At 33.9% G+C, this 11,920-nt stretch carries 11 protein-coding genes; all 11 read right to left on the bottom strand.

Translation table 11 applies throughout. The features are described from left to right. Positions 1-5 precede the first annotated feature (5 nt). The 11 genes from ACZ2G2_RS01490 to ACZ2G2_RS01440 all read right to left on the bottom strand — a co-directional run bounded on the left by ACZ2G2_RS01490 (position 6) and on the right by ACZ2G2_RS01440 (position 11,403). Positions 6-2,390 carry a B12-binding domain-containing radical SAM protein gene (locus ACZ2G2_RS01490; RefSeq protein ID WP_470393626.1) on the bottom strand — a complete coding sequence of 795 codons (2,385 nt, stop codon included), beginning with the start codon at positions 2,388-2,390 and terminating at the stop codon, positions 6-8. Between the two features lie 67 nt (positions 2,391-2,457). Further along, positions 2,458-3,096: an MOSC domain-containing protein gene (locus ACZ2G2_RS01485; protein WP_470393625.1), complete on the bottom strand. Its 639-nt coding sequence runs from the start codon at positions 3,094-3,096 to the stop codon at positions 2,458-2,460. Between the two features lie 9 nt (positions 3,097-3,105). Further along, a complete protein-coding gene (locus tag ACZ2G2_RS01480) occupies positions 3,106-4,431 on the bottom strand; it encodes a hypothetical protein (RefSeq protein ID WP_470393623.1) in 1,326 nt (441 codons plus the stop codon). A 48-nt stretch (positions 4,432-4,479) separates the two neighbouring features. Then, on the bottom strand, positions 4,480-5,427 hold the full coding sequence (locus ACZ2G2_RS01475; RefSeq protein WP_281848044.1) for a tRNA dihydrouridine synthase: 948 nt from the start codon (positions 5,425-5,427) through the stop codon (positions 4,480-4,482). A 52-nt stretch (positions 5,428-5,479) separates the two neighbouring features. Beyond that, positions 5,480-6,091, bottom strand: coding sequence for a YkgJ family cysteine cluster protein (locus ACZ2G2_RS01470; protein WP_470393621.1), 612 nt, complete (start codon positions 6,089-6,091; stop codon positions 5,480-5,482). Between the two features lie 173 nt (positions 6,092-6,264). Next, complete coding sequence (locus tag ACZ2G2_RS01465; RefSeq protein ID WP_090839141.1) at positions 6,265-6,609, bottom strand: ribosomal protein L7/L12; 345 nt, start codon at positions 6,607-6,609, stop codon at positions 6,265-6,267. 2 nt (positions 6,610-6,611) lie between these two features. Further along, on the bottom strand, positions 6,612-8,444 hold the full coding sequence (locus tag ACZ2G2_RS01460) for a Xaa-Pro dipeptidyl-peptidase (protein ID WP_470393619.1): 1,833 nt from the start codon (positions 8,442-8,444) through the stop codon (positions 6,612-6,614). A gap of 205 nt (positions 8,445-8,649) precedes the next feature. Beyond that, complete coding sequence (locus tag ACZ2G2_RS01455) at positions 8,650-8,859, bottom strand: helix-turn-helix domain-containing protein (protein WP_470393617.1); 210 nt, start codon at positions 8,857-8,859, stop codon at positions 8,650-8,652. 790 nt (positions 8,860-9,649) lie between these two features. Next, positions 9,650-10,129 carry a hypothetical protein gene (locus ACZ2G2_RS01450; RefSeq protein ID WP_470393616.1) on the bottom strand — a complete coding sequence of 160 codons (480 nt, stop codon included), beginning with the start codon at positions 10,127-10,129 and terminating at the stop codon, positions 9,650-9,652. Positions 10,130-10,275: 146 nt separating this feature from the next. After that, a complete protein-coding gene (locus tag ACZ2G2_RS01445; RefSeq protein WP_470393614.1) occupies positions 10,276-10,755 on the bottom strand; it encodes a hypothetical protein in 480 nt (159 codons plus the stop codon). A gap of 51 nt (positions 10,756-10,806) precedes the next feature. Then, positions 10,807-11,403, bottom strand: a complete 597-nt coding sequence (locus ACZ2G2_RS01440) for an outer membrane beta-barrel protein (protein ID WP_470393613.1) — start codon at positions 11,401-11,403, stop codon at positions 10,807-10,809. Positions 11,404-11,920 lie beyond the last annotated feature (517 nt).

Here is an 11,920-nt window from a genome sequence, read left to right as displayed (position 1 = left end):
GTTAATTATAACTGCAGTAATCCAAAGTCTTTCAGCTTTTGCATAGGTTTAGAAAACCAGAATAATTCAAAATCGTCTAACTGAGTTTCGAAGTCTTTTTTTAACGCTGAAAAAGAAACACTTTTGCCACTTGTTGGTTTTAGCGTTTCTAGTGTGTCAAGCAACCATTCGCCTTCAGGCTTATTTAATGTCATTTGAAGACGCTCCGTTTTATCATGAAACGTCAGGTCTAACAACTCATTTGTAAATCCTTTTTTAGTTTTTGTACGCTCTGCAACTAATGGTAAGTGTCCTAACCATACAATTTTTGCAGTTGGTTTTGTGGTTAGTGCGGTTTCTGTATTTAAACAGTCATCAATATGAAAAGGTGCAATTGAGGTTTGCGGAATCTCAAAATCAAACCATTCTTGTAAATCCATATCAAAACCAATCCCGTGCATAAAATTGAATAACGATTTTTTTAAACCGAAACTAAATTGGTTGTGATCAATACCCGTGCTATCCGTAAAGTCAATATCATTATTGGCAAACGAAATAGATTTATAATTTGGTGTGATGCCATATTCTGTTGGATTTAAACCAATCGGACTATGGGCTGTTAATGCAAATTGATGCCAGAACCCAGATTGAATAATACCTAATTCAAATAACTGTCTGACCATCTCTAAACTATCAACTGTTTCTTGTACCGTTTGTGTCGGGTAACCGTACATTAAATAGGAGTGGACCATAATGTTGGCTTGCGTAAAGTTACGCGTCACTTGCGCGACTTGCTCCACAGTTACACCTTTATCAATTAGTTTTAATAGTCTATCTGATGCCACTTCCAAACCTCCAGAGACTGCAATGCAACCTGAGGCTTTAAGTAGGTAACATAGATCTTGTGTAAAGTTTTTCTCAAATCTGATGTTAGTCCACCATGTAACGGTAAGTTTTCGTTTTATAATCTCTAAGGCTAACGCTTTCATTAATGCAGGCGGTGCAGCTTCATCCACAAAATGAAATCCGTTTTCGCCAGTTTGCGCAATTAATTGCTCCATACGATCCACTAATAGGGCTGCTGCAATGGGCTCGTAAATCTTGATGTAGTCTAAGGATATGTCGCAAAACGTACATTTTCCCCAATAACATCCATGTGCCATTGTTAACTTATTCCAACGTCCATCACTCCATAAACTGTGCATTGGATTGGCAATTTCGATAACAGAAATGTAATCCTCTAGTAATAAGTCAGAATAGTCTGGTGTCCCTACTTGTAGTTGTTTGTATTCTGGTCTTGTGGTGTTGTTTTTGTAAACTACTTTTCCATCTTCTAAAAGGAAGGTGCGTTTGTATTGTTTTTCTTTGCTATTGTGATCTTTGGTTATTGTAGTGCTTCGACTGCGCTCAGCATGACCTTTGTTGTTGCTATTTGTGTCTTTGGTTATTGTAGTGCTTCGACTGCGCTCAGCATGACCGTTGTTATTGCTATTTGAGTCATCGTTTTCTAGGGTGTTTTCTAGATTGTTTTCTAAATCAGTTTCCGCAGTACTTTGATTGTTATCAGGTTGACATACGTTTTGGTATAATAACGCAATGGGTAGCTCGCCATCGTCTAGCGTAATAAAGTCAAAGAAATCAAAAACACGTGTGTCTGTTACTTGACGTAATTCGGTATTTGGAAAACCACCACCAATTGCAATTTTAATCTCTGGATAATTCGCTTTTATAAATTGTGCACATCTAAACGCGCTGTATAAATTCCCTGGAAAGGGTACCGAAAAACAGATTAGTTTTGGTTGCACAGTTTTTAATCGGTCTTCTAAAATAGCCAAGGTTAACTGATCAATAAATGTTGGTTTGTTTTTTAGACTCTCATAAAGCGCGTCAAACGCATTGGCACTTTGTCCTAAACGCTCGGCATATCTGCTAAATCCAAAATTAGGATCGATACATTCAATAATAAAATCTGATAAATCTTCAAGATATAAGGTTGCTAAATGCTTGGCTTTATCTTGCATGCCCATTTCTCCAAACGCCCAATCCATATCTTCTAGTTGTTCAAATCTAGAGGCTTGTGGTAGGAAGTTTGTAGTACATATTTGTCTTGCTAAAGTTTGATTTTTACCTTGTAGAAATAAAATAATAGCATCTAAAGGCTGTAAATAATCATCTTTTAACGTGTAAATACGTTGCCCGTTTTCTGTCGAAATGGAGTCGTTTTCTATGGCTAAATCAAAAAGTTTTTCAAAGGTCTTTTTACTGAATAATTCTAAAATCACCTCAATCCCTAAATCCATCTGAAAGGCAGAAACCCCTATAGTATTTAAAAATCCTTTTAAATATGCAGTGGCAGGATAAGGCGTGTTTAATTGGGTAAAAGGTGGTGTTATTAGTAAAAGATCTTTCAAAAAAATGGCTTTAAAAATAGATTGGCGCAAAGATAACTTAATTGTTAGCTATCAGATTTGTGTTCTATTAGTTTTTTATAAAAGCCGCTAGTTTTTGACGTTTTTTTAGTGGTATGGCATCATTGTCTACAATTAAAGCTAACTGCGATTGGTCTTTTTGTTTAGAAAACAATAAGGTAAACAGTTGTGCGGTGGTTAGACTGTTGGTTGCCGCTTGTACCAATAACATGTGGTCTCCGGGTTTTACAAGTCCTTCTTCTAAAATGCGGATATAGGTTCCTGGGCGTGCATGATTGATAAATTGTTTAAGAATGGTCTGTGTGCCAAACCGTATACCCAGTTTAAAACAAGGTTCTCTAGGTTGTGTCACTTGGACTAGGGCGGTTCCTATTTTATATATATCGCCAACCCTAATTTTAGTTTCGTCTAATCCTTTTACGGTTAGGTTTTCTCCAAAAACGCCATAATTAAACGCTATGTTTGGGTATAGGTTTTTCCAATAGTCATAATGGTCTTCCGAAAATAAGTAACAGGCTTTAAAAATGCCACCATGATGCTTTCTGTCGGAAACCTCGTCACCTTTTACGTCTTCTTTTTCTAAATAAATACCAACATCTGTTGGGTTTTTGTACATGCCCGTGGTTTGCTTTTTTCCATTCCATTCAATGGTTGTTGGTTTGGCGATGTTAGTAGAAGTGATTTGCATGTTTGAGACTTAGTTTTTATAGTACCAAAAAGGGATGGTTATTATGGTGTCTTTTGTTTGTGTAGTGTCTGTTTTTGATAACCTGTAAATACTTAAGTCGTGTTTACCTTCTTTAATGTTTTTAAGAGATAATACTGTTTCAAAACCATTTTGATTTTGATTGTGTTTAGTATAGATAAAATCAGGTAGCGTGTAATTTAGGGTGTCAATTTTTAAGCTATAAATACTAGATAAGGTTTTAACGTATTCTAGTTTTAAGCTATCCGATATTTTTTTGATATTTCGATTGTATCCAGTGATGAAATCTGATTTATATCCTCTAATGTCTTCTTCAGGTTTTAGACCTTTGTTAAAGGAAAACACAGCATCTTCAATACTTTCATTATACTCAATAAATATTGGTAAATAAGACGTTGTTATGATTTTTGAAGGAATTGAAGCTTTATCAATAAAAAGATCTTCTTTTTTTATGTTTTCATCGTAATTTAAAAGGTTTGCAGAGAAGCTATTAGAATCCTCTGAAGCTGAGAAATAATTGGAACGATTAAAGCTAAATGCTAAAATAGTTGATAGTAGAAAGTAACTTGGGATGAGGATAAAACTTATTTGTTTTCCAAATTTGTTATCTAAAAAATTATGGACTAGTGGGCGATATAAAAAAGAGAGTGTTAAATAACTGAATAACCAATAAAAAGGAAAGTATATTTTTGCTAACCATTTATTTTTTTTAAAATACCCTAATGTTATAAAATCTAGAAAGGTTAAAATCATCCCTAGAATTGTGAAAATCATTAAAAAGACTCCTGTGATAAAAAACATTTTAGGTCTAATATCGTGGTCTTTAATTAAAAAATAACCTATTAAAACAAGTATTCCGGCATACAATAAAAAAGAAATCAGGTAAAACACTAATAAAAAAGAAACTGCAAATAAGACGCTACAATAGTCTTCTAGTTGTGATATATACTTATCAAATGAACCTATTTTTTTACGTAAATAATTGTCAAATTTAGGTCTGTATTTTAATTTTTTGTAATCGATGTCTCCTGAGACATAGCGTAACCCTAAAGCACCAATCCATAACCCACGAAGAACAACGTGAAATAATAAGGTTGTTAACAAAATAAGACTGGCGTAAATAGCTACGCTTAAAGCTATTCTAAAAAAAAGGTCTCCATCATTTTTTGCAATATTATAACTTGTTTCAAGCGGTTTTAACACTTGCGTCAAACCATAAATTGCAAACCCAGAAATAATTAATTCTAACTGCCAACTTTCTTGTTGTAGTTTATCTAGCCAAGCTTTAAAAGCTTTAGATCTATAATTATTTTGCATGGTTTTACTCTGGTTGGTTTCTGTAAATATAGAGTAAATATTGAAAAATTACTTTTCATTACTCAAAATACTAGCTACTGCTTGCTTGTATTTTACAGGATTCCCAGCTTTTTTAATGGCTTTGAATGTTTTTTGAGGATTAGAAAACGACTGCGAGAAAAACTCCCAAAAGCCTAACATTTTCATTTTTATTGGGGTTGGTCCCGATAGATACTCGTCGTACTGTTGGTAAATTGTATCATGAAATTGACTAAAAATCTCCCAACGGTCTTTAGGATATTCTGTGGTGTTATTTTTAATCATGCTTGGTAAAAATGGATCTGCAATTAGACCACGACCAATCATAAAATGATCAATACCCGGAAAGCGGGCTTCCATGGATTTAAAAGATGCTACAGACGTGATATCTCCATTGTAATATAATTTATGCTTTGTACTTTTAATGCAGCGCTCAAACGCCTCTAAATCTACAGGTCCTTTGTACAGTTGTTTTCCAATTCTGGCATGAATTGCAATATTTTTAAGCGGATAATTATCTAGAATAGGGAAGGCGTCTAAAATTTCTTCAGCATTGTCATAACCCATTCTCATTTTCATGGACACGGTTATATCACTTTCGTTATGTGCTTTTTTTAAGACGTCGTCAATTTTTGCAGGATTACAAATCAAACCTGATCCCATACCAGATTTAGTCACCATTGGATATGGACAACCTAAATTCCAGTTTAACTCTTTATACCCTAAACTTTGCACGTATTTAACTACAAACATAAACTCGTCAGGATCATTGGTCATTACTTGCGGAATCACTTCTAAGGTCGTGTTATTTTCTGGTTGTAAATCTAATTGATAGGATTGCTTAATTTTCAGCTTTCCGTTTAGCCTGATGTAAGGTGCGTAAAACGTATCGATACCACCAAAATAATGGTGAAACGCGTTACGGAATCTAAAATCCGTGAAGCCTTGTAAAGGAGAAGACAATAAAGTAATGGACATCTTAAGTATGCGGTAATATTAGTTGCGCAAATATAGTTTCAAAATATTACAATTACGCAATATTTACCAAGCCACTTGGAAAAGGTCTATAGGCATAGTATTGTAGTACTTCTTCAATTGCTAATTTTAGCGCCCTGTTTATTGGGACAATAACATTACCCATTGTAAAATCTATCTGCGACAGTTGCATGTAATACTCCGTAAACATCGGGATATATAGCCCATTATTTATGGCTTCTACAGTATCTTGCAAGGTTTCTTTTTGGTTTTCTTTTATAATTTTGCAAGTCACCATGCGTTTTTGCCCATACTTATCATTAGAAGCTGCATAGCCAAAAAGACGACAAACTAAACCGCGATATTTATAATTACTACATCGCCCTAGTGCGCTGTCTACTAAGTTTAGCGGCCTATAAATATGGCAAATGGAGTGTTTTGATTTTGTGTTTAATGTTTTTAGCGTGGTTTCGGCTTGACCGTTCAAAAAAAGATGAAACGCAAAAGGTAAAAACTCTAAAGGAGAAGCCTCCATGGTTGGGTTGGTACAACACTTACCACAACCTGTTGCACAATGCAAAGTTGTTTTGTTTTGAAAGGTTGAAATTTGGGTGTCTAACGTCTCAAATAACGCTTCCACTAATCGTACTCTTCGCTCTATAGACATTCCTTTTTTTTGAAGGTACGCTATAAATTTACCGTTTACGTTGTTTATTTTGGTTATAAAAAAACCACTTCTATTTGAAGTGGTTTTTAATGGGTCTATTGCAGACCGTTTAAGTTTTTATTGAAATCAAATAGAAGCTGAGGTTTGCCTGATACCAACAATAGTCTTGCTTTTTATTGATTTAAAAACAGATATAATGCAGCCACAAGACAAATGGCTAAAATAATTAGCACATATTTTTTGACTTGATTGGGTTTGCTGTATAACATCCCATTGCTAGATTGTTTTTTAATGTTTTGAATGTCTTTATCCATGTCTGGAACTTCAAAAGCTATTGTATGCGGTTTGCCATCGTAATACTCCGGATTGGCTTTTAAATTGTCTACAATGTCTTTGCTTTCTTTTAAACCTAAGTCTGTTTTTGCTCTCACGTATTTTATGGCAACCAGCTGACTTTCGGAAATTAATTCTAGAATAATCTCCTTGTCTAAAGTAATATTATTAATAACAATGTTCATAATTATTCAATCGCTTTTTTTAGGGCATCTAAACCACCAACAATAGGCAAGGTGATGCTTGTTTTATCTAAATCCACCGTTAACTCAGTCCCCGGTTTTGGATGTATTGTAAACTCTTTATCACTAGAAAAAATAACCAATCCAATTTGTTGTCCTGCTTTAATGATTTGATCATCTGGTTGTAGGTTAAACGTTAGATCGTAAAATTCGCCTTTCTTTAATGGTGCGCTTTCGCGTAATGATTTATGATTTTGTGGATCTGCCCAACCACGTGTAATAATATTATCTGTAATTACTTTGGCATCATCCGTATACGGTAAAGAGACTAGCATTACGGATAAATTGGCAGCTGGTTTACTACTAGATACGCTAATAGTTATTGTGCTTTCGCCAGAAATATGTACGTCTTGTTTTAAAGTAGCCGTACTGTATAATAAACGGTGGGTACTGTTTGTCGCTTGCGCATGTGCTTTCCCAGAAATGGTAAAATCATCCACTAACATTTCAGTTTTTTGTCTTTTACTTGGCGTTGTTGTTAAGGTACCAACTTGGTTTCCGCCTTTATTTAAATATAACGTCACGTTTTTAGCATCCGGATTTGGGTATGCAGCATAAGCAGTTGGTTGGTCCGGTCTGTCATTTTCTCTAACAATGCGTGCTTGAGGATCGTTTTCTACACCGTTGTCAATACCGTGTAAATAGTGAGTAAACCAACGGTTCATCATGGTCATTGGCGGTGGTCCACCATGTCCGTTTTGATGGTAATATATTTGTGTTGGTAAGCCCATTGCTTTGGCTTTTTGATAAATACGGTTACTATGTTCTGGCATTACATTCCAGTCGTTAAAACCATGTGACATTAACAAGGCGGCTTTCATCCCATCCATTTGGTTGAGGTAATCACGGTCGTTCCAGAAGTCGTTTAAATCTCCTGTTTCTCTGTCCATTCCTGCAGCCATTTCTGTGTCTCTAACGGTTTTGTTATTGTATGGTCTTTTTGCCTCGTCACCACTATGTATAAAATCATAAAGCACATCAATATCCTCTCCTAAATACCCTCCAGGAGAGCGCACTAATCCGTTTGATCTGTAATAATGGTAGGACGATGTGTTTGGTGCAATTGGTATAATGGCTTCTAATCCTTTAACGCCAGTGGTTGCAGCTGCTAATGGTAATGTTCCGTTGTAAGATGTACCTGTCATACCTACTTTTCCTGTGCTCCAAAAGGCTGTTACTTCTTGATCGCCATCTGGTGTTGTGTAACCTTTTGCGTCACCATTTAACCATTGTATAACTGCTTTTGGTGCTAATGCTTCGTTTGGTCCACCAACGGTAGGGCTACCTTGAGATAATCCGGTTCCGGGAGAAGACGAGTGTACAACAATGTAACCGCGTGGTACCCACTTCATGATATGCGAGTTTGATATTATTGGGCGTTTTCCTAAACGGGTTACTTCTGGGTGTGCGCGTTCTTGTGTTGGACGGGCTCCTAACTCGTGCTCCACATCCCACATAATACCAGGTACATCTGGTGCAACACCTGCAAAGTATGGGCTAGTTACGTAAATTACTGGTAGTTTTAAATCTTCGGTATCCGTTTGTGATGGTCTGGTAACAGACACGTGTACACGATCTAAAGTATCGTCTCCATCTGTGTTAAAAGAGGTTTCTACCCAAAGGTCATGCCTAATCCAATCTTTATAATTGCTAAATCCTTCTACAATTTGTGCTTCTCCATTTTCAAAAACGGGAACGGTTTTGTCTTGTGCAACACTTAAGGCTGAAGCCGAAAGTAATAGCGCTAAAACGGATGCTTGTAAGTACTTTTTTATCATAATAACGGCGTGTCTTGTTTGTTGGTTACAAGTTAGTTATTTTTTACGAATAGAAAAGTAGTGGTTTGTTAAGGTAATTGTAAATTTTTTGGGTGGTGTAGAGGTTATGCTTAGTTGTTTTGCTTTTTTTTGATTGCGAAAATTTGATTAATGTTTTATTATGCAAGTGTTTTTCTAATTAGGCTAGAACTTGCTTGTTTTTAACTCAGTTCTTTGTTGGTAAAGCGTTTTGTTTCACTAAGGGACTGTATTTTATTAACCAATAAGAAATAGTTGTTCTAGGAATATCATATTTTTTAGAAGCTTGGTTGTTTGAAATCTGACCATTTAAGATTTGGTCAACGACTAAAAGTTTGGTTTCTAAAGTAGCTTTTTGATAGCTTTTTTTTAGCCAGTGTTCCTTTTTTGTTTTCATAAGTGACTGTAATTAATTGCTTAATTTTTAGTCAACCTATTTCAGGAAAATTCATTTTTCAAATGTGTGGTAACGGTTTTGTGTATGGAAAGTTGCGTTTTTGTGTGCGAGGATTTTCCGAAGGAAAATCAGACGTAACAAAAATGCAACGACCTTTATTTAAGCACTAATGTAGCAATTTTTTATACACGTTGTTCTACACCGTTTTTTATTCAGCTTCATTCCGTTAATTCGTTCTATAAAGTTCGTTACTTATTTTAGAATATTCATTATTAATTTTCAAGTCCGAATATAATTTCAGCGTGTCATTTTGAATTGAAAATTTTACATTCACAAAGTGTTTCTTTTGTGATTTGCGTTTCGGAAGCCTACTTTCAGTCAAAGATTCCGTTGAGTTTAAATTCAGCGTGTCATTCTGCAAATTCCATTTACCATAATCCTTAACAGAAACTTGATTATGAGACCATCTGTCAAAATAATAAGTGGAATCGGAATAAATTCGCAGAGTTAGATAATCATAACCAAATCTTCCTCCTTTAAATTCCGTAAAATCATCTTTTTCAGAATATGGGTTTTTAAAGGATTTGCAAGAAACAAATGTCATTAATCCTAAAATCGCAAGTATGTACTGTCTTTTTTTCAAATGGTGTAGAACGAGATTGTGTATGGTTAGTTGCGTGATTTAAGGAACTAAGTTAGCAAATAAATCACAGATAGAATATTCCGCAGGAATGTTCGTAAGTAGGCTTAAAACAAGCAATTAATTATACACGGTGTTACCTGGAGTATTTTAATTTTTCATTTCAGATTCGATGTATTCTTTTAATGTCAAAGAAATCCATTTCAAAGCTGATAAATTTGTAGACAACATATCGTTTTCATAAGAATATCGATAATCTATAAAGTCCGCTTTAATATCAGATAAGTGTTCCTGTATTTTTGAGTTATATTTTTCTAAATATATATCCGATATTTTTTTTCTGTCGACCTCTTTTAATTTATTATAGAGATTTAGCAAATTATGTCCACGACTTGTTTCTATAGTTCTATCGTATTCTGGATATGATTTATTTTCTTTAAGTTTTAGAGTAACAACACTGGTAAGAGATTTCAAATATAATTCTATTGAAAATGCGTAATTAACTATTAAAGAACGAGTATGGAATCGCTCTTGAATATTTTCAGCAGTTTGATAAAATTCATTTGCTGATAAATATATCATTGGATTAATTCCTTTATTTATTATAGTTTTAGGAACTATGTTTTTCATATTACAGGTAACGTTGTTGTATAAGATTAGTTGCGTTGTTAAGCACTAAATTTAGCAAATAAAAACTGAATAGAAAATCCGCGAGGATTTTCGTAAGCAGTCTAGAAACTAGCAATTAATTTTATACGTTGTTGCCAGTAGTAGTTTTATTCAATTCGTTCAAATGTTACAGAAATGTTATAATAATTGTCACTTGGGTCAAAATCATTAAAAATTGTCATTGAATTATTTCCTGAAAATGTTATTTCCTTTGTTTCAATTTCTGTTTGTATTTGTGATGTATTAATATTTTCAAAATTAGTAGTTAACTTATATTGATTAGCCTGTAATTTGTCCCAAGTTCCACTTATTATATACTCATTTTGTTCAATACAATCGTTATTGTCATCTTGTTGAAAGCTAGTGAAAGTGTAATTCCCATTTTGTAAAAAGGTAAACGTTGTTACTTCTCCACAAGTATAACTGTCCGTTTCTTGAACTCCATCTACAACTTGTAATTCAGATATTGGTTTCCATATCCCAACAATTATTTCAGTTTCTGTTTGAGTGTTGTCATTATCATCAGATGAACAAGATAAAATTGACATTCCGATTAAAATAGTAAGTAGTAAATTCAGTTTTTTCATTTCGTATTTTTTTAAATTTTTAGTAACTTGTTTTATGTAGAAGTTTCTTTTCTATTCTAATATTTTTTGTAAATTAATGTTAGCTTTAAAAATTCCACTTAGTTGTTTAGAAGAAGAGTCGTTTAAAATATCGTTAAGTGAATAATCAAAATATAGTTCTAAACCAATATAATCGTTTATGTCAAAACCAAAAGCTAAATTTCCAGCAAAAACTCCATTAAAATTATTAATTATTTCAAATTGGTCATCTTTGTCAGATGCGCTTAAGAAAAAAGAATATCTAACACCTGGTCTTAAATAAAATCCTTTGTTATAAGTTTTTGATAAACTAAATTTAGCACTTGGATTTATGGTTAAATAATTGTGATTGATTATTAAATCATTACTCTCGTCAATAGAAAAATTAGATTTTCGATTATCGTAAGCTAGACTTCCATAAATGCCAATTTTTTCAGCAATTTTGTAATTTATAAACCCACCAAAATATATTCCATTTCCTTTTGGTGTAGTAGCATAACCTTTGTTGATTGTGTTTAATTCTAAAATAGTAGAAACACTTGTGCCTAATTCAACTCCATAAGTAATTTCTTGAGAGAAAATCGATTGAAACGATAACATTGATAATGCTATTAATAAAGTTTTTTTCATAATTTTTAATGTTTTTTTTAGTGAGTATGTTTTTCCGCTATTACTGGCAACGTGCTTGTGCATGACTTAGTATGCGTTGGTAAGTCAACTAAATTAATAAATAAAAACTACCCATTAGTGAAATTCGGCAGAATTTCACGAGACGCCTAAAACAAGCATATTAATTATGCACGTTGTTGCCACGCGTGGAATTTCGCTAATTATTTCACATAATCAATGTAATTCCGTTTGAGTGAAATTCAGCACAACAGTTGGAATTCGGTAATAGATTCATCCGCTTTCAATTCGGTTTTGAGTGAGGTTTAATAGTCTGAATTTCACACAAAGCTGCTTAAATTCCGCAAACTATATAAATTCCGTTTCATTAGAATTCCGCAAGAGTGAAATTCAGTTTACAGTAAGTTTTTCGGAATTTGAGTCGGCAGAAATTCGGGAATTTTAATGTCCAATTTTTTCAGTTTGAGTGGAATTCCGCTATGCTTGGCAACGTGCTTGTGCATGACTTAGTATGCGTTGT

The sequence above is a fragment of the Olleya sp. KKT75 genome (assembly GCF_055635485.1).
Note: the sequence above shows the minus strand (reverse complement) of the source record. Positions and strands in the feature narration are given on the sequence as shown.